A 26681-nucleotide genomic window follows, 5' to 3' on the forward strand; every position below is an offset into this window, starting at 1 on the left:
GAGATGGAATGGTTTTATAAATTCCCACACATGAACGATGACGCGCTTCGCAATCTGAAGAAAGCGATCGATGACGGCTTTCGCGGATTTACCCGCAGCTACGGCGACGGCATCGAAAGCCTCTTCGTCCCGCTGCAGCATTTCCTCATCGCTGCCGAGCGCTTCATGACGCAAACGCCGTGGCCGATCATTACCCTGATCATCCTCGTCATTGCCTGGTTTGCGAGCCGCAGCTTGAAGATCGTCCTCGGCTGTCTGGTGACGCTGATGCTGATCGGCTACTTCGACATGTGGGACGACACGATGCGGACGGTCTCGATGATCTTCGTCTGCACGGTTCTTTCCATCGCCATCGGTATCCCGATCGGCATCCTTATGGCGCGCTCCGACCGGCTGCAGCGCGTCGTCAATCCAATCCTCGACGTCATGCAGACCATGCCGAGCTTCGTCTACCTCATCCCCGTCGTCATGCTCTTGGGTATCGGCAAGGTGCCGGGCCTGATCGCCGTTGTCATCTACGCCATCCCGCCGATGATCCGCCTGACCGATCTCGGCATCCGGCTCGTTGACAAGGACGTGCTCGAGGCCGCAGATGCCTTCGGCACCTCCAGGTCGCAGAAGCTCTTGAAGGTGCAGCTGCCGCTGGCGCTTCCCACCATCATGGCCGGCATCAACCAGACGATCATGATGGCGCTCGCCATGGTGGTCATCGCTTCCATGATCGGCGTTCAGGGCCTCGGCCAGCCGGTGCTGAAGGCGATCGCCAACCAATACTTCACGCTGGGCATTTTCAACGGCCTTGCCATCGTCGGCATCGCAATCATCTTCGACCGGGTCAGCCAGGCATATGGCAAAAGGCTCCAGAAGCATCGGGAGACCGTCCATGGCTGAGCATCGTTTCGGCGGCATCAAAATCCGCAATCTCTACAAGATCTTCGGCCCCAATCCCACGGCTTATGTCGAAGCGGTGCAGAAGGGCCTGACGAAAGCCGAGCTAAACGCAAAACATGGGCACGTGCTGGGGCTCAGGGATATCAATGTCGAGATTCCCTCCGGCCGAATCCAGGTCATCATGGGCCTTTCCGGATCGGGCAAATCGACGCTCATCCGGCACATCAACCGGCTGATCGATCCGACATCGGGCGAAGTGCTGGTCGACGGCATCGATGTCGTGAAGATGAACGAGACCGAATTGCGGACGTTCCGGCGGCAGCAGACCGCCATGGTGTTCCAGAAGTTCGCGCTTCTGCCGCACCGCAACGTCCTCGACAACACCATTTTCGGTCTCGAAGTGCAGGGTATGGAGCGCGCGAAAGCCGTTGACGTCGCTATGCGCTGGATCGAGCGCGTCGGCCTGAAGGGCTTCGAACAAAAATACCCCAACCAGCTTTCCGGCGGCATGCAGCAACGCGTCGGCCTGGCGCGGGCGCTCTCCAATGATGCCCCGGTTCTCTTGATGGACGAGGCCTATTCGGCTCTCGACCCCTTGATCCGCACGGATATGCAGACGGTCCTTCTCGATATTCAGAAAGAGATCAAGAAGACCATCGTCTTCATCACCCACGACCTCGACGAGGCTTTGCGCCTGGGCGACCAGATCGCGATCCTGCGCGACGGCGAGGTTATCCAGCAGGGCACCAGCCAAGATATCGTGCTGCGCCCTGCGGACGACTACATCGCCAACTTCGTCAAGGAGGTCAACCGAGGCCGGGTCATCCATGTCGAGGCCGTCATGACACCTCTGCACACCGTGGTGGCGCCGGGCGGTTTGACGATCGCATCGGGCACGACGGTGGAAGAGGCCCTCCGAATGCTGGCTTCGACACCGGACGATGATGCCAGGGTGGTTTCGCCGTCGGGGGAAACACTGGGCCTTGTCACCTTCCGCCAGCTCGCTGGCGCAATGGTGAATTCGCAGGAGGTGGCCTCCCGACACGACAACACCCTTTCGGTCGCGCTCTGAACCTCCGCAGGCGACCTCTCCCGGCTGGCCGGCGAGACTAGCGCTCGGCGGTCGCCCGGCGAGGCCACAGGGTCATCCTAGCGTGAAGCATCGAACCGGCTTGGCGGCAATTTCCTGCTTGCCGGGATGCAGCCTCGCCAGGGGGCAGAGCCTCGACCTCATCGGCTAGTACGAGCGGCAACTGACAAAGCTCGGAGTCGACGTCAGGTTCAACTCCTATCGAATATCGAGACCGTCGGCGCCGATGCGTGATCCTGGCGACAGGCTCATATTCTCCCGAAACCGGCCTCCAGAAAGGCCTGCCATCCGTTGAGACGCTACCCGGCATCGAAAAGGGCCATCACGAGGCCGGTCATGGCGCGACAGGCAAGGCCTGCCGGCAAGTCCTCCTGCTGGACGAAGATGGCGGCTGGTGCGGCTGCGAACCGCCTGGAAACCTGCCGAAGACGGGCATTCGGCGACAATACTCTCAGCGCACGACCGCCGACGTACCGCTGCGCCAGACCCTGAAGAGGCTGGGCTTCAAATGGCCCAGCATGGAACGGCACCACAATGGCGTCACTTTGTGGATCTCAATACCGGCGAACGCACCTTTGGGGAGGGCGACAGCTGGTGCTCGCCACGACCAACGCGGCGGCCAGTGCGCGGGGCGAGGAATTGCGCTCGTTAGGCATCGACGCCGTCGAGATCGGCGGCTGCGCCGCGCTGCGCCAAGGGCCGGCCGGCGAGTCGGACCTGGAGATCTGATTCCCGGCCCCGAAAAGCGGCGCGGAAAGCGTCAACCTGTACATATTGCGCAGGACCAGTCCAGACTGCGTCACGAAAAGCCGATTGACCGACAATATCGGCGCGCGCCAATTGCTCCATCGCCAGGGAACACTAAACTAAGCCCGACCGGGGCCATGATGGTCTACGGTCTGAAAGCCACCGCTCCATCGATTACCCCATATGATGGACGGGGATTACATCCATACGCACTCCATCCCGTGCGTATGCCAACTGCCTGTCAGCCTGCCGAAGGCTATCTCGAGCGGTCCACTTCAGAACCTTCGGCAGGCGACTCTTGGATGGCGCCTTGAATGTGCCCTATGCGCACGCTGGCTAATCGTTTCATCGCGGGATCACCATCAAAGCAGCAGTTCCAAGGCCTTGCCAAGTGCAGCCGGTTCTGTCAGTTCCTGCCGACTGGCCAGGAAAATCCGACAGATGGGAATTATCGATAAAACATTTAAAAGGTCTGCGTTTCCGACGCCCGCCACGCGCGAGCTCTGCCTGGATCGGCTTGCCCCGCCCAGCAATACCGACACCTGGATCAGGTTGAAACTTGCCCGCCTGGCTGCCGCTTACTGCGCTCTGGCTTCTTATCCGCTAATATACAGCCAAACCTCGTCCGTCATGCCCTGGCAAGGGTGAGGAGAAAGATGACGCTCGGCGACGTGTGAACAAAAAGAGGGACGTGCTTCATTCTGATCCAAGTGGCCGAAGTGTCGCGTTATGCGCGACGTCAGATGAAATAAGGAGGAGAGCATGACGGAAAACAGCGCCCAGCCATTCTCCTTCCGATTCCACGGTTCGTCATTCGACAATATGGTGGAAACCCTCGGCGGCGCTTTCGGCGCGTTTGATGCCGAGCCTGTCGGCCGCGCCAAGGACTTTCATTGGGGATTGGATTTTTCGGTGGCCGAGAGCGCCGTCCTGCTGACGGGCTATCATGAGGCGGAGTTCCAATTCAACATCGAGCCGACTGTCAGCACGGCGGAGTATCTGTCGCTCGTCGTGCCGCGCCGTGGCGGCATGGGAGTCACCTATGGGACGCGAAAGGCCGAGGCCCGGCAAGGCAAGCTGCTTCTCTACAATAATTTCGAACCCGACAGCGTTCTCATGCACGGGCAAGGCAACGTCATCGACGAACTGCTGATCAACTGGCCCGTCATCCTCCAGACGATCGGCCAGACGTTCGAAATACCGTTCAGCGGCTCGCTCGACCTTCTGCCCGAACTGGATCTGTCGACGCCGGCCGGACGGACGATCGGCAACCTCACCGAAACGATCATTTCAGGGATGCGCGACGGTCCCCTGCTGCAGTCGCCGATCGCTATGGCTCATATGACCCAGGCGCTCGCCGATCTCGTCGTGCGCATGGTGCCACACCGGCTGTCGCATTTCCTTGACAAAGGCGCCGCCCTTATCGCTCCGAGGCATGTGCGCAGAGCGATCGAGTTCATGCAGGCCAATATCGATCAGCCGATCACCATGCCAAAGGTGGCGGAAGCGGCCGGCGTCTCCTGCAGAGCCCTCGAAACCGGTTTCCGCGCGTTCAAGGGAACGTCCCCCGCCGCTTATCTGCTGACGCTTCGTCTGCGCGCCGCACGGCAGGATCTGATCGATCCCGAGTGCACGGAGACGATGAAGGCCATCTGCCTCAAATGGGGATTCTTTCATTTCGGCCGCTTTTCTGCGGTCTACAAGGCAACCTATGGCGAATATCCTTCCGAAACGAGAAAGCGCATGAGCCGCCGGTAACTTGCAGCTGAAGCGCACCGCGATCTTTCAGCTTCGCTCTTTGCGCTTTCGGTTTTTAAGGCTTGGCCAATCGGTAGTGCACTCGCATTGTCTTCGGATCCCGCTTGACGACTTGAAGCATATCATCACGCTCCGCCAGCGCGCTGAGGTCCCGCAACACAAGGGCATGCGCGATCCCCAGCATGCGCGCAAAGGAGCGGCTGTCGGACGCGATCCCGAGCTCGGCAGCGACGAGCAGACCGGCCTGCAAGGAGGTCAGTCGGAGGTCCCTATCCTGCGCCGCAGCGACAAGGGCAAGAAACCGGTCGGCGCCGATAGCCTCGTTGCTCACGCGGCGTCTCGCTTGCGCAAGGAAACCATGATCGATTTCGAGGTCGGCGTATCGCTTTCCTCGCCGGCGCTGCCAAGCGGCACGAGCACGTTCAGTTCAGGGTAATAGCCGGCAATACTGCCCCGCGGAATATCATAGGGCACGAAGCGGAAATCCCGCGCGATACGTTCGATACCGTCATCGTGCTCGCCGATCACGTCGACACGGTCACCGGCCTCGGCATTCATCGCCTTCAGATCCGCCGGATGAATGAAGATGACCTGCCGCTCTCCGTAGACACCGCGATATCGGTCATCCAAACCGTAGACAGTCGTATTGTATTGGTCGTGCGACCGGAACGTCTGCAGAGCGAAACGCCCCTCGCCTCTTCGCGCACGCTGATGCACGGTCTCCTCTGGAAGCGCCGGGCAAGAAAATGAAGCCCTGCCTGCCGGCGTCTGCCACTCCCGATGGGCGGCCGAGTTGCGCAGATGGAAACCGCGCGGCTTGCGCAGGCGGGCATTGTAGTTTTCAAAGCCGGGAATGGTCGCCGCGATATGATCGCGGATGCGGTCGTAGTCGTCGGCGAGTTCCGCCCAGTCGACCACGGAGGAGCCGACCGTCGCCTGCGCAATGCCGGCAATGATGGCGACTTCCGAGAGGAGATGCGGCGAGGCCGGCCGGTTGATGCCGGCGGATCCATGCACCATGCTCATTGAATCTTCGACACTGACGAGCTGGCCACTGCCGGCAGCGTTCAGGTCCATCTCGGTGCGGCCGAGGCAGGGCAGAATGAAGGACGCCTCGCCGGGCATCAGATGCGAATGGTTCGGCTTGGTGGCGATGTGCACCGTCAGTTTCAGCCGCCGCAGCGCCTTTTCGACCAGCGCGCTATCGGGCGTGGCGCGGGCGAAATTGCCGCCAAGGCCGATGAAAGCTTCGGCCGAGCCATCAAGCATCGCCCCGATTGCGGCAAGGACATTGTGGCCATGGTTGCGGGGGACGGCAAAGCCGAAATGTTTCTCCAGCGCATCGAGGAAATCGTCCGACGGCTTTTCGTTGATGCCGACGGTGCGGTCGCCCTGCACATTGGAATGGCCGCGAACCGGGCAGAGGCCGGCGCCCGGCTTGCCGATATTGCCGCGCAGGAACATGAAGTTGGCGATCTCGCGGATCGTCGCCACCGAATGCAGATGCTGGGTCACACCCATCGCCCAGGTGCAGATGACCCGTTCAGCCCTGATATAGACCTCGGCCGCCCGTTCGATCTCCTCACGGCTCAGTCCTGACTGGTCCTCGATATCTGCCCAGGCCGTCGCCTCGACCGCGGCCCGGTATTGCGCAAAACCGGCGCAATGGTCGGCCAGGAACGCATGATCGAGAACCGGCGGCAGACCGGCGGCAATCGCAGCGTCTTCCGCGGCCAGCACCGCCTTTGCCATTCCACGCACCGCGGCCATGTCGCCACCGAGCTGCGGCTGCAGATAAAGGCTGGCAATGTCGGTCGAGCCGCCGCGCAGCATCTCGATCTTGTCCTGCGGATCGGAGAAGCGCTCCAGCCCGCGCTCGCGGACCGGATTGAAGACGACGACCCGCGATCCGCGCATTGCCGCCCGGCGCAGGTCGCCGAGCATTCGGGGATGATTGGTGCCGGGGTTCTGGCCGATCACGAAGATCGCATCGGCCTCCTCGAAGTCCTCCAGAAGCACGGTGCCCTTGCCGACACCTACCGCCTGGTTCAGGGCGATTCCACTTGCCTCGTGACACATGTTGGAACAATCGGGAAAGTTGTTGGTGCCGTAGATGCGCACGAATAGCTGATAGAGGAAGGCAGCCTCGTTGCTGGCGCGGCCGGACGTATAGAACTCCGCCCGATTGGGATTATCGAGGCCCTTTAGAATGCTGCCGATCTCGGCAAAAGCATCCTCCCACGCCACCGGCAGGTAACGGTCGCTCGCAGCATCGTAACGCATCGGATGGGTGAGGCGGCCATTGAGCTCCAGCTCGTAATCCGACAGCCGGCGAAGCTCAGAGACCGTGTTCGCCGCGAAGAAGGCGGGTGTCGCCCGCCTTTCCGTGGCCTCCCATGCGACGGCCTTCACGCCGTTCTCACAGAATTCGAACGACGATCCGTGTTCCGGATCGCCCCAGGCGCAGCCCGGGCAATCAAAGCCGTCCGGCTGGTTCGCCTTCAGCATCGTCCGCGCCCCCGAGACCGGCATGCCGCTTTGCAGCAATTGTTTGCCGCAGCTTTTCAGAGCGCCCCAGCCGCCGGCTGCCGCCGATTTCTTCCCAATGAATTTTGTGTCCATGCGCCCTGTATTGATGAAGGGCGCTAAACATCAAGGGCGCACGAATGATGACTCGATAGAAGAAACCTATCGAGAGAGCTGAAGCGCGTGCTTCTAACCGGTTTCCTTCAGGGCATGCCCGTTCTCGCGGGAATGCGCCAGAATACGGTTGCGACCTTGCGTCTTGGCCTCATAGAGCGCGGCGTCGGCCTCTGCCAAAAGCCGGTTCGGGCTGGTCCGCAGGGTCGCGCCTGTGGCGCAGGATATGCCGATGCTGGCGGTGACCCGCCCGAACTCGCTGCCGGAATGAATGATATTCTCCTGGGCCAGGCGACGCGCGAATTGTTCGGCGACGATCATCGCTCCCTTGGCGCTGGTGTCGGGAAGAAACACGGCGAATTCCTCTCCGCCATAGCGCGCGACGATGTCCGCCGGCCGACTGACGGACTGGCGCAGACACTTGCTGACGACGCGCAGGCATTGGTCGCCGGCGGGATGGCCATAGGTATCATTATAGGCTTTGAAGCGGTCGATATCGACCATCAGCAGGCTGAATGGCGTATTTTTCCTGGCGGTGCCCGCCGTCTCACGTGCGAAGGCCTCGTCGAAAGCGCGGCGATTGACAATGCCGGTGAGCCCGTCGGTCTCGGCAAGATTCTTCAATTGCTCCGCCGACAGCCTCAGCGCGATCTCCGCCTGTTTCGTCGCCGTGATGTCCGAGACGACGGCCATCGCCGTGCCATCTCCGGCAATCCTTGTGCGGATGCTGCGCCAATCACCGTTGTGAAGCTGAATTTCCTCATCCTTATTGCTGTGCAGGGAAGCGGCTGCGGTCTTGATCCACTCTTCCGCATTACCCTCTGCGACAGCGGGCCGCTCGCCGGTTTCGACGACGCGGCGCAGGATGTCGCTGATATGCGCGCCAACGACACGGGCAGCCCCGGAGAGCGGAAAGGCGTCACGGTATTGATCGTTGCAAAAGAGAAGAAAGCCTTTGCTGTCATACATGGCGATGCCGTCCGACATGTTCGCCATCGCATGCGACAACAGCTTCTTGCTTTCGCGCAGCTCCCGCTCCAGCGCTGTGCGCTCCGTTACGTCACGCGTTACGCCCGCAAGACCGATGATCCGTCCCTGCTTGTCCCGCACCGGCACCTTGGAAGCAAGCAGGAAGCGGCCTTCGATCCGCTCGTTGGAGTCGATCAGCGGCGTCCCTGTCTCCATCACCTGCTGCTCGAGATGATACAATTCCTCAGCGAGCGGCTGCGACATCAGATTGAAATCCGACAATCCGGTCATCTCCGCCGTCGTTCTGAAACGGAAGAGGCGCGTCATGTTTTCATTGACGGTAATGAACCGGCTGTTTCGGTCCTTCACGTAGAGATAGTCCGGCGATTGCGAAAATGCCGTCACCAGGATGCTTCGTTCGAGTTCCCATTGCTGCGTCTTCAGGAGCACAAAGCCACCGATCACGGTCGCCAGACAATTCAAGGCCGTCAGGGGAAAGCCCACTCCGGCCAGAACATGGGCGGTCACGAGAGTGGGAAGCAGGGCCATCGCTGCAACCAGTATCGCGCCAAGGGCAAGGCCCAGCAGAACAACGTCCGTGAAGCCAGGAGATCTCTTGCGGGTCCAGAAATGGCCGGCCACGCCGATGCCGGTTGCGAATGCAATTGTGATAATCCCGTCGACCATCGCCGTGCCGCCGACAGCAAAGCGAAAGACGATCGCCAGCGACGCAGCAAAAGCCGCCGCAATCGGCCCCCCGAACATACCGGCCAATGCAAGCGGCGAAAAACGCAGGTCGATATAGATGCCAGGATGGAATTCGATCGCAAGCAGTATGGATCCGATGGAGGCGCCGCCAGCTATTATCCCGAAGGCGATCTTCTCCTGCCTGAAGGAACGGCGCTGAAACTGGATCGAAAAGAGCGCCCAGAGCGACATCGCCAGAGACACGAAGGAAAGGTTGCCACCAAATTGCGTCCAGATGCCATTCACCGCGTTGGGTCCACCTTCCAAACCATGTAACAACCCTGTCATACACAATAGTGGTTTGGGCTTCGTTAAATCGGGCAGCTGGATGCCCTATTCACCGGCTGATGCACCAGATATCACGCTCCTCTACGGATTCTTGCTGGGTTGGCGCCCTTGCCCCGGGCCATCGCAGGCCAAGGTTCCTCGTTTTAGCTCCGATTCCACCCGGAAGCGTTATTGGTTAGACTGCAGTGTCGAGCACGAGCGGCAAACGAATATGGGATGCGGATAGCTGACATGAAGACGCGACATTGGGACCGCAGGGGAGACGGCGGGCTTACCTTTACCGAACTCGGCTTCGGCACCGCACCACTCGGCAATCTTTATCGGGCGATAACAGATGAGGAGGCGGCAGCGGTTTTAGATGCGGCCTGGCAACACGGCATCCGCTACTTCGACACCGCGCCGCTCTACGGGCTTGGCCTCGCCGAGAGGCGGGTTGGCCGCTTCCTCACAACGAAGCAGCGTAAAGACTACGTCGTGTCGACAAAAGTCGGCAGGCTCCTCAAGGTCTGCCAACCCGAACAGCGGACCGGCATCGGCAAATTCTTCGATACGCCCAGTCGCCGAGAGGTTTTTGACTACAGCTACGATGGCGTCATGCGATCTTTCGAAGCGTCCTTCGAGCGCACCGGGCTCAACAGCTTCGATATTCTGTTCGTGCACGACCTGGATGTCTTCAATCACGGCACCAAGGCGGCCTGCGACCATTATCTCGAGCAATTCATGAGCGGTGGCTATCAGGCCATGACCTCACTCCGCGACCAAGGAGTGGTGAAGGCCATCGGCGGCGGAATAAACGAGTGGGAGATGTGTCAGGCGCTTGCCGAGCGTGGCGACTTCGACCTGTTTTTGCTTGCCGGACGCTACACTCTGCTCGAGCAGGAGGCGTTGGAAACCTTTCTTCCCATGTGCGTAGCCCGCAATATCGGTATCGTGCTCGGCGGGCCGTATAATTCCGGCATATTGGCGACAGGCCCGATTGCCGGCGCGCAATATAATTACTCTGACGCCCCGTCACACATTCTCGATAAAGTCCGGCGCATCGAGCACGTCTGCCTGAAATACAATGTCGCTCTCTCAGACGCGGCTCTCAACTTTCCGTTCTTCCACCCGGCTGTCGTTTCCGTCATCCCGGGCGGCCAGTCGATCGATCAAGTGACGTCCAACGACCGGGCGCGGGACAGACATATCCCTCGCGAACTGTGGGAGGACCTGAAGTCGCTTGGCCTGATGCGAGATGATGCGCCCGTCTCGCTCTGACTTACCTACTTGGAAAGGGTCCCATTCGACTTGGGCCTCTGACGCTTGTCAACTGGCAGCTGCCTCGTACAGGCGCCCCCAATCTCCTCCTCCTCTTGCTCGGTCAAATCACGGCGGGAGATGACCGAAGACGACACTTCCGCACTAAAAGCAATTATGACAGCTTGGAGGCCCCTTTAGCGTGACTAAATGAAACCACGGACGGTGAGTGGAACCAGATCCCTCATCCGCGTATTCGTTCGGAATTACCTTCATAGCGGATGAGCAAATGGCCTTGCACATCAAACGAATCTACGAGCCGAAAGAAGACCGGGACGGTACACGTATTCTGGTCGACAGGCTGTGGCCGCGCGGCTTGAAGAAGCAGGAAGCGGCCGTCGACGTCTGGCTGAAGGACATCGCGCCGAGCCCGGCGCTGCGCCGATGGTTCGGCCATGACCCAGCCAAATGGAACGAATTTCAACGCCGCTACCGTGACGAGCTCAAAAAGAACTCATCAGCCGTAGAGGAGCTCGAACGCCGGATCGGGCAATCGGATGCCACGCTTCTCTATGCGGCGAAAGACCAAGCCTACAATCATGCGATCGTGCTTCAGCGTTTCATCGGCGAAGACTGAAGCGGCCGGCAACCATTTCCCGCTTCGAAAATTTCTCGGGAACCTTTTCGAGCGATCTGCATCCAATGCTCGCTTCCATCCGACATAAGGAGACAGATCATGTTGAAACGAATTCTCGGCGCAACCTTCATCGCGGCGTCGCTCGGCACCGCCTCGATCGCCGCCGACGCCAAGCCGACCGATCCTCAGATCGCCCACATCGCCTATACGGCGGGGCAGATCGATGTCACCGCCGCCGAGCAAGCGTTGAAGAAGAGCAAAAATGCCGAGGTTATCGAATTCGCCAAAACCATGGAGCGCGACCACAAGGCCGTCAACGACCAGGCGCTCGCCCTCGTCAAGAAGCTGAAAGTGACGCCTGAGGACAACAAGATCAGCCAGTCGCTCTCGGCCCAGGCGAGCAAGGAGCTGAAGACGCTTGACGCCCTCGACGGCGCTGCCTTCGACAAGGCCTATGTCGAAAACGAAGTCGCTTATCACAAGTCGGTCAACGATGCCCTTGCCAAGGTGCTGATCCCGTCGGCTCAGAACAAGGAGCTGAAATCGCTGCTGGAAACGGGCCTGACCCTGTTCAAGCAACACCAGACGCATGCCGAGCATCTCGCTTCGATGATCAAGTAGGGTCGCGATGGGATCGCTGATGAAATTGCTGCCGCTGTTGTTGGTGCTGCTCTGGGCAGGCAGCGGGGTCGCTTCAGCGGCGGAATATCAGGTCACCATCGCAGGCATGAAATTCGGCGCGCCGCCTGCCGAGCTGCATGTCGGCGATGTGATCGTCTGGGGAAACAATGATATATTCCGGCATACGGCGACAGCTCGCGACAAGAGCTTCGATGTCGATCTGCCGCCGAAATCGGAAGCGCGGATGACGGTCGGCCGGGCGGGAGCGGTCGATTTCTATTGCCGTTTTCATCCCGCCATGACGGGCAAACTGGACGTCCGGCCGTAAGGCCGGGCTCCGATCCAAAGCAATGCGGAGACTTGCATGACAGCCATTGCCGTTCCGGACGCGCGACGCCGGCAGAATATATCAGCACTCGCCGATGCCGAGCTCGTGTCCCTTGCAAAGCAGGGTGACGAGCCTGCCATCCGCGCCATTGTCCAGCGTCACAACCAGCGCCTGTTCCGCACCGCGCGCGCCATCATCCGCAGCGATTGGGAAGCGGAAGACGTCGTGCAGGCCGCCTATGTCAAGGCCTTCACCAATCTGGCGACATTCCGCGGCGAGGCCGCGCTTTCGACATGGCTGACCCGGATAACGCTTAACGAGGCGCTGGGCCGCGTGCGCGCACGAAAGAACACCACCGGGCTTGAGGAAATCGACATGCAGACGACATCGGGGGGCGGCGAAGTCCTCCAGTTCCCCTCCTCGCTCTCCGCAACCGATCCGGAAAGTGAACTGTCGCGAAGCCAGGCGCGGCATCTTCTCGAACAGGCCGTCGACGGACTTCCGGACGAATTTCGCGCCATCTTCGTGCTTCGCGAGGTCGAGGGCATGAGCACGGAGGAGGCCGCATCCTTTCTCGGCATCAAACCCGAAACCGCCAAGACCCGGCTGCATCGGGCGCGCAAGCTGATGCGCCAATCGATCGAGAAACAGCTCTCCGGCGCATTCTCGGCGCTGTTCCCCTTCGACGGCGCCCGCTGTGCCTCCATGGGCGACCGCGTCATCGCAACCCTTCGTCAGACAGCGTGATATCGGGCAATAGCACGCGCGTGCTTCGACGCGGCAGGTGAGAGACGGGCTCGCTCACCCGCGAGGCCACATCTCGCTCGGGCTGGAGCCGCCGACCGGAGAGCGCAGTCTAAGAGCGATGATATCCGCTTTCGGCTCTCGCGAGAATGCCAGGATCGTGGTGGCAGTGGTCGGATCGGCGCTCGGTCGTCTCGCCACGGAAAGCTCGAACCACCGCGTTTCGCCGCTCGGCAGGGCGATGCAGATGCATCGGCCGTAGGCAACTCCCTCCTGGCCGGCCGTGCGAAGAGCCTCCATCGCGATAGCTGCCTGCTCCTCGATACGGATCGTCCGCGCGCAAAGTGGATAGGCTCGTCGGCAAAATCCCGCCCGCTCGGTCATTTCATTTTCATTGCGCGAAGACTTACAGGGTTTCAGCGGGACAGCTTTGGACGCGTAGCCGGCGGGCGACTGGGCAAGGGCGAGCCTGCGGCGCGCGGCTACAGCGTCGACGAGGATTTCGATTGCAGCCTCGTTCCCGGCACGTCGATTGCCTATTTCATGGTGATCGACGCCTTCGCCTTCCCGATCACCAATCGCGACGGCACGACCGAGGGATAGGAAGCTTTCGCCCGCATGGTGCTCGATCGCGATAATCAGGTCGCGTTCAGCCGTATCAAGGGATCGCTGCCGGGGCGGACCGACGTCGACCCGGCGGGACGCGCCCGTTGCGGCAAGCTCGGACTGGAGATGATCAAGGCCAGGAAGGGTGAAATCAGTGCTCAATCCCAACCCATGCCGAGCCAGATGTCGGGAGGCTGGATTGCCGTGTTGGGAGACTTTTTCAACAACAGGACCATGTTTTCGCAAGAGGTTCAAAGACGACTGCACGACCTGCTGATGCAGCGCTGAGAGAGGCTCCTCCGCATTCGCCGATAGCGTAGCGAATATCCATAATTCGCAACCATGTCCAATAAGCGCAGCAAACGGTGTGCCGACGGTGCATCTTCTACCGGAAATTCGGAAATTAACAAACGCTCAAGTTTTCCAGATACATCTTTCTTTTGCTATTTTTTGTTTTGCGTAACGGTGTGTTTTGAAGTCGGCTCTTTCATACTCGCTTGCTCGAATTACGAGCACCCTTCGCAGTCTCGGAAGGGACAGGGGCGGCAATGTCGCAATTGTCGTCGCCCTCAGCCTCGTGCCGATGCTCGTCGCCGTCGGTGCGAGCTTCGACTATATCCGCAGCTACAATGTCCGGCAGAGGATGCAGAGCGACCTTGACGCGGCCCTGATCGCAGCGGTCAAGCAGATCAACAACACCGAAGATACCGACGCTCTCAAGGAGAAGGTTTCCGCCTGGTTCCACGCACAGGTGGATAACAGCTACACGCTTGATGATATCGATATCGATACCGTGAACCACAACATCACGGCGACGGCGAGCGGCACCGTTCCGACGACATTCATGAAGATCGCCAACATCGAGACCGTTCCGGTCAGCGTGGGAAGCGCCGTCAAACGCCCCGCCACGTCCTATCTGAATGTCTATATCGTTATCGACACATCCCCGTCGATGCTGCTGGCGGCAACGACGTCAGGTCAGTCGACCATGTATACCGGCATCAAATGCCAGTTCGCCTGCCACACGGGTGATTCGCACACCATCGGAAAAACGACATACGCCACCAATTATGACTACAGCAAGGAAAAGAAGATAAAGCTGCGCGCCGATGTCGCCGGCGACGCCGTGCGCGAAGTGCTCGACATGATCGACGAATCCGACGAGAATCATGAACGCATCAAGGTCGGGCTATACAGCCTCGGGGATACGCTTTCAGAAGTTCTCGCCCCGACGCTGAGCACGGATACGGCGCGCGCCCGCCTCGCCGACAGCAGCTACGGCCTCACCAGCGCGACCTCGAAGGCCGCCACTTATTTCGACGTTTCTCTTGCGACGCTCAAAAAGAAAGTCGGCGCCGGAGGGGACGGGACCTCCTCGGGCTCGCCGCTCAAGCTGGTTCTCTTGCTGACGGACGGTGTCCAATCACAGCGCGAATGGGTGACGAATGGCTCAAAATACTGGCCGAAGGTAGCGCCCCTCAATCCCGCTTGGTGCGACTATCTGAAGAACCAGTCGAACACGATGGCCGTGCTCTACACCGAATATCTGCCGATCACGACGGACTGGGGCTATAACGCAACGGTCGGCTCGACCATGGCGAGCGCCAACTGGAAGAGCACCTGGGGCGGCACCATGGACAGCGGCGTGTCGACCAGCATTTCGAGACGCGATTATATTCCCTACGCACTTGCCGACTGCGCATCGTCGAAGAGCCTGTTCATATCGGCATCGTCGTCGACGGAAATCACAGCGGGCCTGTCGACGCTCTTCACTCAATATCTCTCTTCCGTCCGGCTGACCCAATGACCGCAAGAAACCGCTTTGCACTGCTTCGCCGCCTGCTCGGCGATCACAAGGGGGTGGCTGCGATCGAATTTGCGATCCTGGCCCTGCCGCTCTTCATCATGATCTTCGGCATCATCGAAGTGTCACTGATGTTCTTCGTCAACTCCTCGCTGGACGCTTCCGTTCATAAGATCTCCCGGATGATCCGTACCGGCGAGGTGGCATCATCGAAGATCACACTGGCCACTTTCAAGAGCAAAATTTGCGAGGACATGCTTCTGTCTTTCGGCTGCTCGAGCGGCCTCGTCGTCAAGGTCAGCGTGCTTTCCGACCTGTCGTCCGCCACCAGCGCCGATCCGATCGACGACAGCGGCAATCTCGCCGTCACCGAGACTTATGATATCGGCAAGGGCAGCGATTACATTCTGGTACAGGCGTTTCTGCCATGGGAAGCCTCGGTCAATTTCTTCAGCCTGTCGAGCGCCAAGCTTTCGGACGGCCGCTATCTCCTTGGGTCCTCCGCTCTGTTTCGCAATGAGCCCTTCTGAGATGATCATGAAACGGAACCTCCCCCTTCTCAGCCTCGCCCGATCCTGCATCGGTCGCCTCGCCTGCGACCGCACGGCCGCCTCGGGCGTGGAATTCGCATTGGTGCTGCCGATCCTGATCGTGCTGCTGTTCGGCACCGTCGATCTTGGCCATGCCCTCACCGTCAGCCGCAAGATAGACGAAATCGCTTCCAGTACAGGCGATATGATCGCGCAGCAGAGCACCTGGGCGAAGACCGACGTGACCAAGCTTCTTTCAGGCGCGAGCTTCATCCTCCAGCCCTATGAGACCACCGGGCTGACGATTACGGTCACGGTCAATGATGTCGACAATAGCGGCAAGGCGACCGTCAACTGGTCCGCCGCGTTCAACACCTCATCGCTTGCTTCCGGGACGACAAGCGCGATCGACATACCGGCGAAGATCCAGGAGACGGGCGTCCAGGTGGTGCTGACGCGGGTGCAATACACATTGACGACACCAGTGTCGGCGTTTTTCTCGAACTTCACCGGACAGAACGGCTACAGCTTCGACCACCATTTCTTCAATCGCCCGCGCGTGAGCGACACGATCAGTTACAACTAGACTGAATGTTCGTGGTCGGTGGATTATCAGGTCCCCGGTCGCTTGCCGTCATGACGACAATGATGCATTGCGCGCCGCCTTGGCCGGCCTCCTTCGGCCGAGAAGAATGCGGGATCAGCGCGCCACTATGGAGAGCTTGCCGAGACATTCGAACAGCAGAACGATTGAATGACATGCATATGAGCGCGTCGCTGCAAAGGCGATCCAGCGCTTCGCCCTGTCGCAGGGCGATTACCCGGAGATCGAGCCGGTTCACCCCGCGAGCTTGACGATGCCGTAGGGATTGAACTTGAACTCATCCACGTCATAGCTGGAATCGAAGGAGAGGCTTGCGCTCCGCGCTTTGAGCGTCGGCTCGAGACCCTGCTTGCCGATCTCGTCGGCAACTGCATCCATAATGGCAACGACCTGGCTTTCGCTGCCTGATGTCTCCGGCACATAGACCTCCGGCAGCCCCACCAGATGGAAGCCGACGCTTTCCAGATAACCACGCGCCGAGAGCGGCCGCTTCGCGAAAGCCAGCCGCCCGATGCGCTGCTGGGCGAGCGGATCGCCGGCATTCTGCGCTTCGGCGCCTCGGCCGATCAGCACTCTCCATCGATCGAGCCCATGTGCGATGCCGGCGCTTTCGCCCTTGACGGCAACCGCTCCCGCCTCGATCAGCCGCTCGACGAGACGCAGCGCCGTCATCGACACCTTGACGGTGTCTGCCTGCGTCATGCTCGGCCCGAGGACGTAGAGGACGGATTGATGATCGGCGACGCCTTTCTCGTCCGTCTCGTTCCAGGCATCGGGCTCGACCCGATCCCAGCAGACGTCGAATGACCGGTTCATGCGGTCATCCGGCTCTGCCTGCGAATAATCCTCATCGACGCTGAAGCCGGTGGCGAAATCACCGATCGCTTTGGCCGCCGCTTGGGACAAGCGGCTGAGGTCGCGATCTCTCCCGAGAAAACAGAGAACATGGCGGGGTGTCACCGACGACGCCTCCTCCCGGGTGATTGCTTCCGGGCTGGTGTCGATAGCTAAAGAAGGTTTCCAGCCGATCAGGCCCCATAGAGACCCCAACAGCGCGCGACGCACGATATGCAAGATCAATGCCTCCGTTCGATCGAATCTTTACACCTTCCGCTTGTAAACATATGGCGTACCAAACGAAAGCGGGATCATCGCCCAGGCGATGCGTCGCGCCCTTAGATTAGCTCAGGCCCAGCTGTCCCCCGGGCGTAGATGCGGATGTGGCATTGTCGATGACGGCATGAATGCGCCCCGCCGCTGCGAGCGCATCGCGCCACAACTCAAAGGCGCCGTCAGACTGGAAAGATCGGCCTAACCGGTCAATCCGTTCCCCCGATCTTACGGAGCAGGGCTTCCGCTCCTCACCTGTCGCCGCCATAATGGATGTCGCGCTGGACCGCTTAGAGCTAAGGAGTGATCAGGTGAACATCAAAAGCATCGGATTTGTCGGAACCGGCGTTATCACCGAGGCGATGGTTCGCGGGCTTCTCGCTGATCCGGCCTACGCCTTGGAGATTCACGTCTCTCCACGAAGCGCCCACATCGCGGAAACGCTGGCGGGCGCATTCGCAGCCGTGAACATTGCCAAGGACAATCAGGACGTCGTCGATCGCAGCGACATGGTGTTCCTGGCGATACGGCCGCAGGTCGCCGAGGAGGTCGTGCGGGAATTGTCGTTCAGGGCGGGACAGACGGTCGTCAGTGTCGTCGCGGCGACAGAGCGCCATGCCCTCCTCGACTGGATCGGCGCCGACGTGCATCTCGTGCAGGCGATCCCCCTGCCTTTCGTCGCAACGCGCCAGGGCGTCACCGCCATCTATCCGCCCGATGATACGGTCGCAGCGCTGTTCGACACGCTTGGGACGGCCGTCCAATGTCAGTCGAGGAAGGAATACGACCTTCTCGCAGCCGCAAGCGCAACGATGTCTACCTATTTCGGAATCATGGAAACGGTCGGCGTCTGGCTGGAAACGAGCGGCCTCGAAAGAGCGAAAGCAAATGCCTACATCGCCCCTCTCTTCGCGAGCCTGGCGCAAAAGGCAAGCGGCCCCGGCGCCGAGCCGTTCAGAACGCTGAGCCGCGAATTCGCAACCAGGGGCGGGCTGAACGAGCAGGTTCTGACCGACTTCGAGAAAAAGGGCGGCATCGCGGCGCTGATCGAAGCGCTCGACGGCGTGCTCGCCCGCATCGAGGGCAGGAACTAAAAAGTAGGCGGAGTGCAGGCGCTGATAACCTCGCAGGCCACCGGCCCGATGCAGCGGAACCGGTGCGGGCGCCGGCTTTCAAAATAATAAGCGTCACCTGGCCCCAGCACGCGTCGTTCGTCGTCGACCGTGACCTCGAGCCTTCCCGAGAGCACGATCCCGCCCTCCTCTCCCTCGTGGACAAGAGGAATTTTTCCGGTGTCGGCACCCGGCTGGTAGCACTCCTTAAGCATCTGCAGGCTGCGCCCGAACAGGGTTTCGCCAACCTGCTTGTAGGAAATGGCACCCTTGCCGATCTCCACCAGCTCCTCAGCCGCGTAGAAAGCCTTTTTCGGACGTTCGGGTTCGAAGGCGAAGAATTCCGCCAGCCCGATCGGGATGCCGTCGAGAATTCGCTTCAGGGCTCCAACCGACGGATTGGAGGCGTTCGATTCGATCAGCGAGATCGTCGAGTTCGGCACACCGGTGCGTTTGGCAAGCTCGCGCTGGGAAAGCTTGTGGGCGATGCGAAGATGGCGAAGGCGGCTGCCGATATCGACTGACATGATGGATCCGTTTGCGTTGTTCAGAATATCTAAAATGTGTCTGATGGGCCAAGATATTTCAACAACTTGCGCCGGCAAAGAAAAGGACTTGTTTGCAAAGGAGAAATCATCATTCTCGACCCATCCCAAGGAAGCCAGAATGGATCAGATGAACAAAACGAACGCGCCCGTACTCGAAAATTTCTGGATGCCATTCACGGCCAACCGGCAGTTCAAGGCCACGCCGCGCCTTTTGGCCGCCGCGGAGGGCATGTACTACACCGACGTTGACGGAAACCGGGTTCTTGACGGCACGGCCGGGCTCTGGTGCTGCAATGCCGGCCACGGCCGCAAGAAGATCTCCCAGGCGGTCGAGCGCCAGCTTGCCACCCTCGATTATGCCCCGACCTTCCAGATGGGCCATCCGATCGCGTTCGATTTCGCCGCGAAGCTCGCCGCAATCGCGCCGGGCGGGGCTGACGCCAAGCTCGACCGTGTATTCTTCACCGGCTCCGGTTCGGAATCGGTGGATACAGCTCTGAAGATCGCTATCGCCTATCAGCGCGCGATCGGCCAGGGCACACGCACGCGCATCATCGGCCGCGAGAAGGGATATCACGGAGTCGGCTTCGGCGGCATTTCCGTCGGCGGCCTCGTCAACAACCGCCGCGTCTTCCCGCAAATCCCGGCCGACCATATGCGCCACACGCTCGACATCGAGCGTAATGCCTTTTCCAAGGGTCTTCCAGCCCATGGCGTGGAACTGGCCGACGATCTCGAACGCCTGGTGCAGTTGCACGGCGCCGAAACCATCGCCGCCGTCATCGTCGAGCCGATGGCGGGATCGGCGGGCGTGGTGCTTCCGCCGAAAGGCTATTTGGAGAAGCTGCGCGCCACTGCCGACAAGCACGGCATCCTGCTGATCTTCGACGAGGTCATCACCGGCTTCGGCCGTCTCGGCACAGCTTTCGCGGTGGATTATTTCGGCGTCGTGCCTGACCTCGTCACCACCGCAAAGGGCCTGACCAACGGCGCCATCCCGATGGGCGCAGTCTTTGCCAGCCGTAAGGTTCATGACGGACTCATGGTCGGACCGGACAATGCGATCGAACTCTTCCACGGCTATACCTATTCCGGCCATCCGGTCGCCTGCGCTGCGGGGCTCGCAACTCTCGAAATCTACGAGGAAGAAGGGCTGCTGACGCGCGCAGCCGAGCTTGCCGACCACTGGCAGGAAGCCGTTCACTCGTTAAAGGGCCTGCCTCACGTCGTCGACATCCGCAACCTCGGACTGGTCGGCGCAATCGAACTCGCTCCCCGTGACGGGGCACCGGGAACCCGTGCCTACGACGTCTTCGTCGATTGCTTCAAGAGGGGCCTGCTGATCCGTGTGACAGGCGACATCATCGCGCTTTCTCCGCCGCTCATCGTCGAGAAGGACCAGATCGACACGATTGTCTCGACGATCGGCGATGCGCTGAAGCGCGCGGCATAATCCCACCCGGCTCTGGGAGCTCTCGCAATGATCGCCGACGGGCTCTTCGAACGGTTCCCCTTCGACAAGATCTACGGAATCCAGCAGATTTTCACATCGGGATCGTATGCCGGCGGCTCCGGCCAAGCTGAAATCCTTGAGCGAGGTTAGCGCTTCACGGTCTGTGACGGCAACAGGCCGAAACGCTTCCGGTAGTCGGCTGCAAATCGCCCGAGATGGGTGAACCCCCATCTCAGCGCGATTTCGGCGATGGCCTGGGTTCCGTCTGAGTCTAGCAGATCGCGATGGGCGGCAGCCATCCTGATTTCATGCAGATAGGCGATCGGAGTGGTGTTCCTGAACTGACGGAAGCCCTGCTGCAAAGTTCGAACGCTTACCTTGGCCGCCATGGCGATTTCGCTGAGCGAGATCGGTTCCGCGATATGTTCCTGCATGAAATCCATGGCCCATTTTACATGACGCGGGGCCGGGAGAGGCGCGGAGCGCGCCAGTTCCTCCGAATAGTGATGGGGACATGTCTCCAGAAGCAGGTACACCGCTGCATCGCAGAGCGATTTGACTGCAAGAGGTGAGCGTTGCAGCACGCCGTTGCCACTGAGGCCGCTGTGGAGGTTCGAGACGAGTTGCTGCAGGAGAAACCCCGGACCGGCCGTCAGATCGATGTCGGTGCGGAAGCCGACATCGCCGCTGATCGTCCGCTCGCACATATGGGTGAGCTGCGCAGCGATCTTGGCGCGGTCGATGAAAAGGCAGAAATGACGGCGGGGGCCGACGATCCTCGTTCCCCTGACGGCGCCCTGTTCCAGGATTACGCCACGACCCGGTAGCGAATATATCGGCTCCCGCTTGCCGCCGAACAACATCATCCCCTGTGTCGGCAGGAACATAGACAGTTTATCGGCGACCCCGTCTCGCCTGCTGGAAATCGAACCTTCGTAAGAGCAATCGGCGACGCTTACATCTTCCATCGAGATGAAATTGCAGCGATATCCAATGGGCGTCGTGCCTTCCGCCGAAACGCTTATCTTGGATGTCGGCGTTGACAATGCTTCTGCGAGCTGATCCGCGTCCGTTCCGTTCTGCACCGTTGCTCGAAAAGACACATTCGCTACTCCCGACGGTTGGACCAGGTTGCCAGGGGCATGCCAATCGGAGCTAGCGGACATTCGTGACCTCGCAAAAAGATGACCGCAAGTGACAAGCGTATCATCTCATTCATTCCTCCTGCCGTCTATGCGCGTCAGCCGTATCGGCTAACGGCAAGATCCCTCGCATCGATATCAGGCGTGGCGCCGCCGACGAGGTCGCTGATCAGCCGCGCCGAACCCGTGCTCATGGTCCAGCCGAGCGTGCCGTGACCTGTATTGAGGAACAGGCCTGCGATCTTGGTCGGGCCGATGACCGGCGTGCCGTCCGGCGTCATCGGGCGCAGGCCGGACCAGAAGGAAGCCCTGGAAACATCGCCGCCGGGGAAAAGATCGGTGACGGAATGTTCGAGCGTGCTGCGGCGGGCGAGACCGAGATCGTTGGTATAGCCTGATATTTCGGCCATGCCGCCGACGCGGATGCGGTCGCCGAGCCGGGTGATCGCGATCTTGTAGGTTTCGTCCATGACGGTCGATTCCGGCGCGCGCGCGGCATCGGTAATCGGGATGGTCAGCGAATAGCCCTTGACCGGATAGACCGGCAGGCGAATGCCGAGCGGCTTCAGCAGCAGCGGCGAATAGCTGCCGAGCGCGACCACGACGGCATCCGCGCTCAACCGCTCGCGCCCGCGATCAAGATCGCGATCGGTGACGATCCCGCGTACGCGGCCGGCCTCGACGTCGAGAGCCTTGATCGTCGTCCCATAGGCGAAACGGACGCCGAGCGCCTCGGCTCTGTCGGCGAGCGCATTGGTGAACTTGAAGCAATCGCCGGTTTCGTCCTTCGGCGTCAGCAGCCCGCCGACGATCTTGTCGCGCACGTGCTTCAGCGCCGGTTCGACGCGAATGCAGCCATCCCGGTCCAAGACCTCGTAGGGAATGCCGTCGGCGGCGAGCGCCTTGACGTCCTTCGCCGAGGCATCGAGCTGCTGCTGCGTGCGGAACAGCTGCAGAGTTCCCTGCATGCGTTCGTCATAGGTGATACCGGTTTCGGCGCGAAGTTCGGCGAGCGCGATACGGCTGTAATCGGCAAGACGCAGCATGCGGCTCTTGTTGATCGCGTAGCGCTCGGAGGTGCAGTTCGACAGCATCCTCGCCATCCAGGAGAGCATGGCCATGTCCAATTTCGGGCGCAGGATGAGCGGCGCATGCTTCATGAACAGCCATTTCATGGCCTTCATTGGAATGCCGGGTGCCGCCCATGGGGAGCAATAGCCGAATGAGACTTCGCCGGCATTGGCAAAGCTCGTCTCCAGCGCTGGCCCCGATTGCCGATCGACGACGGTAACCTCGTGGCCTGCCTTGGCCAATTGATAGGCGGATGTGACACCGACGATGCCGGCGCCCAGAACGATGACTTTCATGATGTCCCCAAGGATGGAGCCAGCCGGCTCTCAGCGATATTGCCTGTGATACCGATCGCCGAGACCGGTCAGGATTTCATAAGATATGGTGTCGGCATCCCGCGCAATATCCTCGAGCGTCTGATGTGGACCGAGCACCTCGACAAGGCTGCCGAGCGTCAGCGCGCCTTCGGGCAGCGCCGACATATCGACCGTGATGCTGTCCATCGAAACGCGGCCGACGATCGGCAGCCGGGTGCCCTGGTAATAGACGGCTCCGCGGTCGCTCAGGCAGCGCGGCAGGCCGTCGGCATAGCCGGCGGCAATGGTGGCGAGACGCATTTCCCGTTGCGCGACATGCGCGCCACCATAACCAACCTTGGTGCCCGGTGATACGGTCCGCGTCTGCACGACGGCAACATCGAGACTGACGACCGGCTCCATCGGGTTCGCCGGGCCGGCGCTCGGAGCGCCGCCGTAAAGCGCGATGCCCGGCCGGGCGAGCACGCCATGATAGGCTTTGCCAAGGAAAACCCCGCCGGAATTGGCGAAGGAGATGTCGAAGCCTGGAAATTCGTCGGCGATGCAGGACATTTCTGCCAGCTGGTCGCTATTCTGCTGACCCTCGGCCTCATCTGCCGAAGCCAGGTGGCTCATGATGAACAGGACTTCGATGTTGGTGCCGTTGCGAAGGGCTGTCGCCAGTTCCGCCCTTTCCTCCGGGGGAAAGCCCAGCCGCGACATGCCGGTGTCGAATTGCAGGACGGCAGGCAGGCAGCGCTTCAGCGCGCGCGCCGCCGCGGACCATTGCTGCCACTGGGCGAGCGAATTGAGGACCGGTACAATGTCCAGTTCTGCGCAGGCAATCTCATTGCCCGGCTGCAGGCCGTTCAGCACGAAAATCTGGGCGTCCTGCGCGAGCGCCGGCCGCAGCCGCGCCGCCTCGACGAATTGAGCAACGAAGAAGTGCCGGCAACCTTGGGCGTAGAGGGTTTTCGCCACCCGCTCCGCGCCGAGGCCATAGGCATCGGCCTTTACAACGGCGCCTGCGCGCACGGGGACCAGCATCGACAGGAGCTTCCGATAATTGCGGCCCAGTGCCGCAAGATCGATCGTCAGAAAGCCCGTGGCTCCCTGCGTGATCGTGGCAGTACGTGCATGGGAGACCAAAATAGCGCTGTCCATGTTCACCCTCTTGTTTCCATGGAGTGTATGAAAGAATAAGCGATATTGCCGGTCATTTCGTCTTATGATATTGCACGGCTTGCATTTTGTGCGCATAATCTACGAAAATTTGGAACAATCGATCATGCCTGCCCTCGACACGACAGATCGCAACATCCTGAGGCTGCTGCGCCTTGACGCCAGGATGAGCAATGCCAAGCTTGCTGCCGAAATCGGCCTTTCGCCATCGGCCTGCCTCAGACGTATCAAGATCATGGAAAAGACGGGCGTGATCCGCGGCTACACGGCGCTTCTCGATACGAGCAACGCGGATGCGATGATTGCCGTTATCATCAACATCACCCTCGAACGGCAGACGGAGGATTATCTCGACCGTTTCGAGGCGGCCGTCCGCCGTCATCCGGAAATCCGCGAATGTTTCCTGATGACGGGTGGATCCGACTATCTGCTGCGCGTGGAAGTCGCCAATGCCGGCGAATTCGAACGGATCCACAAGGAAATATTATCGGCCTTGCCAGGCGTCCTCAGGATTCACTCCAGCTTCTCGATACGCAACGTCCTGGCGACGCGCACCAAAAGTAAGCGATGAGCAGGCGTCGGCCTGAATCGCTCTCCAGTCTTGCAGCCCGCGTCTCCAGACGCGTAGACGACACTGATCCTCGAATTGCTTCCCAGAAGCAGTTGCGTTGTCGGGCCGATCACTCCAACGGAGTCACTGATCACTTCGAGGCTCTGTCAGGCTAACCGGATAGAGTTGGCTTGCCCGAACTCCAATGCTTCCTGCGCCAATCGCCCTGCCAGTTCGGCAAACGACTGCGGGCGTCCAAAAGCATAACCCTGGAGAGTGTGGACGCCAAGATCGGCGAGCACTTTGGCATGCTCGAAGGTTTCCACGCCTTCCGCAATCACCTCCATGTCAAGCGCGCGCGCTATGTCGACCAGCGAACTGACAAGCCGGCGGCTGGGAACGGATTGCAGGATCGGCATCACAAGCTGGCGATCGATCTTGACGCGGTCCGGTCTGAGCTCGAGCAGGCCCAGCAAGGAGGCATGCCCCGATCCGAGATCGTCGATCTCGATGTCGATACCGAAGGACTTGATGGCCTGGATGTTCTGGCGCACCCGATCGCTCAGGCTGTCCAGGAATATCGTCTCTATCAGCTCGAAGCTCAATCGGCCGGGCGGGATGTCATAGCCGCCGAGTTTCGTTGTCAATTCAGGATCATCGAGACGCTCGGCGGAGAGGTTGATCGACAGCCGAACGCGCTCGAGCAGCGAGGCCGAGGATTTCATATCCAATAGGACGGCCCTCAGGATGACATCGTCAAGCTCTGCGACCAATCCGTTCGACGAGGCGAGAGGCAGGAAATGCGCCGGAGCGAGAATTCCTCTCGTCGGATGGTGCCATCTCGCCAGAGCTTCGATGCCGTTTACCCGGAAAGACCTGGCGTCGACCTGCGCCTGGTAAAATGGACGGATCTGGCCGAGCGCCAATCCGGATCGCAGATCCTGGACGAGCTGCCTTTCGTTCGCCAGCCTCGAAGCCATCTCGTCGGTAAAAATCTCGGCGCGATTCCGGCCATTCCGTTTGGCGTGGTACAAAGCCAGGTCCGACTGGGAGAGCAGCTTGGCAAAGTCTCCGCTCATGGCGCTGGCAACGCCAATGGAACACTGCACGCTGAGTGCCTGGTCGACACCAGGAAGCGGGCTTTCCAGGCGTCGCTGAATATGATCGAGCACCGCCCTCGTTCTGTCGGGCTCGTCTTCAGTGACGATGACTGCGAACTCATCGCCGCCGAGGCGCGCTGCGACGTCATCTGCGGAAATGGCCTGCAGAAGAATCTCGCTGACATGACACAGAACGAGGTCGCCGACCGCATGCCCGAAGCGATCATTGATCTCCTTGAAATGGTCCACGTCAATATGGAGAAGCGCAACCTTGACGCCCTCCTGCCTGGCAAGCTCGGATAGGGCGAAATCGAAACTACGCCGGTTCAAGAGACCGGTGAGGTGATCGTGATCGGCCGCGAACCGAGCTTCCGCGCGGCTCCTCTCCAGTTCCTTGTTGAGCAGGACGTCGTCGGTCACATCCCATTCGGCGCCGACAAAGCAGGGGTCGCCGGCCACATCGACGAAATAGCGAGCGCGCGAACGCAGATAGCGGATCGCTCCGTCTGGTCGAACAATGCGAAATTCCGATGCGTAATCCGATCTGGTTTCGATCGCCCGCAGAAATATTTCATTGGTCGCCGCCAGATCATCGGGGTGGACGCTGTCCAGCCAGATAACATCAAGCGGCGCTTTCGGAACGCCATAGATCAGCTTGAGCTGCTCGTCCCATCGCGTCTGATTTTTTGCGATATTGTGCTGCCAGATGCCAATCCTGGATGCCTCAAGCGCCAAGCCAAGCTGGCGAAGCAGATTTTCAAGTTCGACATTCGTTCTGGATCGTTTGCTGCTCAAGGCAATCTCGCTGTTACGTTCGCCCGAGTGTCGCATTGAATATCTTAAAGAGTGCTAATCGAACGAAGGCCAAAGACCCTGT

General features: G+C 60.3%; 26 protein-coding genes and 1 pseudogene. 17 read left to right on the forward strand and 10 right to left on the reverse strand.

Annotated features, from left to right (window positions below; all coding sequences use genetic code 11):
- Positions 1 to 3 precede the first annotated feature (3 nt).
- The 4 genes from NXC14_RS30850 to NXC14_RS30870 all read left to right on the forward strand — a co-directional run bounded on the left by NXC14_RS30850 (position 4) and on the right by NXC14_RS30870 (position 4486).
- The gene (locus tag NXC14_RS30850) at positions 4 to 891 is read left to right on the forward strand and encodes a proline/glycine betaine ABC transporter permease (protein ID WP_085781789.1); all 888 of its coding nucleotides are present in this window, start codon (positions 4 to 6) and stop codon (positions 889 to 891) included.
- Entirely contained in the window at positions 884 to 1963 is a 1080-nt protein-coding gene (locus tag NXC14_RS30855; RefSeq protein ID WP_085781790.1) for a glycine betaine/L-proline ABC transporter ATP-binding protein, read from the forward strand. Before NXC14_RS30850 ends, NXC14_RS30855 begins: the two co-directional genes overlap by 8 nt.
- A gap of 612 nt (positions 1964 to 2575) precedes the next feature.
- Positions 2576 to 2710 carry a hypothetical protein gene (locus tag NXC14_RS33920; protein WP_281064635.1) on the forward strand — a complete coding sequence of 45 codons (135 nt, stop codon included), beginning with the start codon at positions 2576 to 2578 and terminating at the stop codon, positions 2708 to 2710.
- A 780-nt stretch (positions 2711 to 3490) separates the two neighbouring features.
- The gene (locus NXC14_RS30870) at positions 3491 to 4486 is read left to right on the forward strand and encodes an AraC family transcriptional regulator (protein ID WP_085781792.1); all 996 of its coding nucleotides are present in this window, start codon (positions 3491 to 3493) and stop codon (positions 4484 to 4486) included.
- A gap of 55 nt (positions 4487 to 4541) precedes the next feature.
- Here NXC14_RS30870 and NXC14_RS30875 read toward each other — a convergent pair whose 3' ends face one another.
- The 3 genes from NXC14_RS30875 to NXC14_RS30885 form a co-directional block, all read right to left on the reverse strand.
- A complete protein-coding gene (locus NXC14_RS30875; RefSeq protein ID WP_085781793.1) occupies positions 4542 to 4817 on the reverse strand; it encodes a hypothetical protein in 276 nt (91 codons plus the stop codon).
- The gene (locus NXC14_RS30880; protein ID WP_085781794.1) at positions 4814 to 7108 is read right to left on the reverse strand and encodes an FdhF/YdeP family oxidoreductase; all 2295 of its coding nucleotides are present in this window, start codon (positions 7106 to 7108) and stop codon (positions 4814 to 4816) included. The genes NXC14_RS30875 and NXC14_RS30880 overlap by 4 nt, the downstream gene beginning before the upstream one ends.
- A 93-nt stretch (positions 7109 to 7201) precedes the next feature.
- Positions 7202 to 9130, reverse strand: coding sequence for a diguanylate cyclase (locus tag NXC14_RS30885; protein WP_198175584.1), 1929 nt, complete (start codon positions 9128 to 9130; stop codon positions 7202 to 7204).
- Positions 9131 to 9361: 231 nt separating this feature from the next.
- Here NXC14_RS30885 and NXC14_RS30890 point away from each other — a divergent pair, with 231 nt between their 5' ends.
- The 5 genes from NXC14_RS30890 to NXC14_RS30910 all read left to right on the forward strand — a co-directional run bounded on the left by NXC14_RS30890 (position 9362) and on the right by NXC14_RS30910 (position 12699).
- The gene (locus NXC14_RS30890) at positions 9362 to 10387 is read left to right on the forward strand and encodes an aldo/keto reductase (RefSeq protein WP_085781796.1); all 1026 of its coding nucleotides are present in this window, start codon (positions 9362 to 9364) and stop codon (positions 10385 to 10387) included.
- Between the two features lie 268 nt (positions 10388 to 10655).
- Entirely contained in the window at positions 10656 to 11003 is a 348-nt protein-coding gene (locus NXC14_RS30895; RefSeq protein WP_085781797.1) for a DUF488 domain-containing protein, read from the forward strand.
- A gap of 99 nt (positions 11004 to 11102) precedes the next feature.
- Positions 11103 to 11624, forward strand: a complete 522-nt coding sequence (locus NXC14_RS30900; protein WP_085781798.1) for a DUF4142 domain-containing protein — start codon at positions 11103 to 11105, stop codon at positions 11622 to 11624.
- Positions 11625 to 11631: 7 nt separating this feature from the next.
- Positions 11632 to 11952 (forward strand): cupredoxin family copper-binding protein, encoded by a 321-nt coding sequence (locus NXC14_RS30905; protein WP_085781799.1) that lies wholly within the window; start codon positions 11632 to 11634, stop codon positions 11950 to 11952.
- A 36-nt stretch (positions 11953 to 11988) separates the two neighbouring features.
- A complete protein-coding gene (locus NXC14_RS30910; protein ID WP_085781800.1) occupies positions 11989 to 12699 on the forward strand; it encodes an RNA polymerase sigma factor in 711 nt (236 codons plus the stop codon).
- 54 nt (positions 12700 to 12753) lie between these two features.
- On the opposite strand, the gene NXC14_RS30915 is transcribed toward NXC14_RS30910, so the two are convergent.
- Positions 12754 to 13080, reverse strand: a complete 327-nt coding sequence (locus NXC14_RS30915; protein ID WP_085781801.1) for a hypothetical protein — start codon at positions 13078 to 13080, stop codon at positions 12754 to 12756.
- 75 nt (positions 13081 to 13155) lie between these two features.
- On the opposite strand from NXC14_RS30915, the pseudogene NXC14_RS30920 reads away from it, so the two are divergent.
- From NXC14_RS30920 to NXC14_RS30935, 4 genes and pseudogenes are all read left to right on the forward strand, one after another.
- Positions 13156 to 13590: pseudogene (locus NXC14_RS30920) on the forward strand (carbohydrate ABC transporter substrate-binding protein); the annotation flags it as partial.
- A gap of 184 nt (positions 13591 to 13774) precedes the next feature.
- A complete protein-coding gene (locus NXC14_RS30925; RefSeq protein ID WP_085781802.1) occupies positions 13775 to 15109 on the forward strand; it encodes a TadE/TadG family type IV pilus assembly protein in 1335 nt (444 codons plus the stop codon).
- Positions 15106 to 15636, forward strand: a complete 531-nt coding sequence (locus tag NXC14_RS30930) for a TadE/TadG family type IV pilus assembly protein (RefSeq protein WP_085781803.1) — start codon at positions 15106 to 15108, stop codon at positions 15634 to 15636. The genes NXC14_RS30925 and NXC14_RS30930 overlap by 4 nt, the downstream gene beginning before the upstream one ends.
- Before the next feature lies 1 nt (position 15637).
- Complete coding sequence (locus tag NXC14_RS30935; protein WP_085781804.1) at positions 15638 to 16222, forward strand: TadE/TadG family type IV pilus assembly protein; 585 nt, start codon at positions 15638 to 15640, stop codon at positions 16220 to 16222.
- Between the two features lie 252 nt (positions 16223 to 16474).
- On the opposite strand, the gene NXC14_RS30940 is transcribed toward NXC14_RS30935, so the two are convergent.
- Positions 16475 to 17314, reverse strand: a complete 840-nt coding sequence (locus tag NXC14_RS30940) for a hypothetical protein (RefSeq protein WP_085782071.1) — start codon at positions 17312 to 17314, stop codon at positions 16475 to 16477.
- 347 nt (positions 17315 to 17661) lie between these two features.
- Here NXC14_RS30940 and NXC14_RS30945 point away from each other — a divergent pair, with 347 nt between their 5' ends.
- On the forward strand, positions 17662 to 18444 hold the full coding sequence (locus NXC14_RS30945; protein ID WP_085782072.1) for a pyrroline-5-carboxylate reductase: 783 nt from the start codon (positions 17662 to 17664) through the stop codon (positions 18442 to 18444).
- On the opposite strand, the gene NXC14_RS30950 is transcribed toward NXC14_RS30945, so the two are convergent.
- Positions 18441 to 18989 (reverse strand): cupin domain-containing protein, encoded by a 549-nt coding sequence (locus tag NXC14_RS30950; protein WP_085781805.1) that lies wholly within the window; start codon positions 18987 to 18989, stop codon positions 18441 to 18443. The two genes, NXC14_RS30945 and NXC14_RS30950, sit on opposite strands and share 4 nt — an antisense overlap.
- A gap of 139 nt (positions 18990 to 19128) precedes the next feature.
- On the opposite strand from NXC14_RS30950, the gene NXC14_RS30955 reads away from it, so the two are divergent.
- On the forward strand, positions 19129 to 20463 hold the full coding sequence (locus NXC14_RS30955; RefSeq protein ID WP_085781806.1) for an aspartate aminotransferase family protein: 1335 nt from the start codon (positions 19129 to 19131) through the stop codon (positions 20461 to 20463).
- 27 nt (positions 20464 to 20490) lie between these two features.
- Positions 20491 to 20613: a hypothetical protein gene (locus NXC14_RS33925; protein WP_281064636.1), complete on the forward strand. Its 123-nt coding sequence runs from the start codon at positions 20491 to 20493 to the stop codon at positions 20611 to 20613.
- Here the strand turns inward: NXC14_RS33925 and NXC14_RS30960 are convergent.
- From NXC14_RS30960 to alr, 3 genes are all read right to left on the reverse strand, one after another.
- Complete coding sequence (locus NXC14_RS30960; RefSeq protein ID WP_085781807.1) at positions 20610 to 21629, reverse strand: AraC family transcriptional regulator; 1020 nt, start codon at positions 21627 to 21629, stop codon at positions 20610 to 20612. The genes NXC14_RS33925 and NXC14_RS30960 overlap by 4 nt on opposite strands.
- 74 nt (positions 21630 to 21703) lie before the next feature.
- Positions 21704 to 22972 (reverse strand): D-amino acid dehydrogenase, encoded by a 1269-nt coding sequence (locus NXC14_RS30965; protein ID WP_085781808.1) that lies wholly within the window; start codon positions 22970 to 22972, stop codon positions 21704 to 21706.
- Positions 22973 to 23002: 30 nt separating this feature from the next.
- A complete protein-coding gene (gene alr / locus NXC14_RS30970; RefSeq protein WP_085781809.1) occupies positions 23003 to 24136 on the reverse strand; it encodes an alanine racemase in 1134 nt (377 codons plus the stop codon).
- Between the two features lie 124 nt (positions 24137 to 24260).
- Between alr and NXC14_RS30975 the strand changes: the two genes are divergently transcribed.
- Complete coding sequence (locus NXC14_RS30975) at positions 24261 to 24725, forward strand: Lrp/AsnC family transcriptional regulator (protein ID WP_085782073.1); 465 nt, start codon at positions 24261 to 24263, stop codon at positions 24723 to 24725.
- A gap of 146 nt (positions 24726 to 24871) precedes the next feature.
- On the opposite strand, the gene NXC14_RS30980 is transcribed toward NXC14_RS30975, so the two are convergent.
- Positions 24872 to 26599 carry an EAL domain-containing protein gene (locus NXC14_RS30980; RefSeq protein WP_245362236.1) on the reverse strand — a complete coding sequence of 576 codons (1728 nt, stop codon included), beginning with the start codon at positions 26597 to 26599 and terminating at the stop codon, positions 24872 to 24874.
- Positions 26600 to 26681: the final 82 nt, after the last annotated feature.

Source organism: Rhizobium sp. NXC14, assembly GCF_002117485.1.
Classification (GTDB): Bacteria; Pseudomonadota; Alphaproteobacteria; order Rhizobiales; family Rhizobiaceae; genus Rhizobium.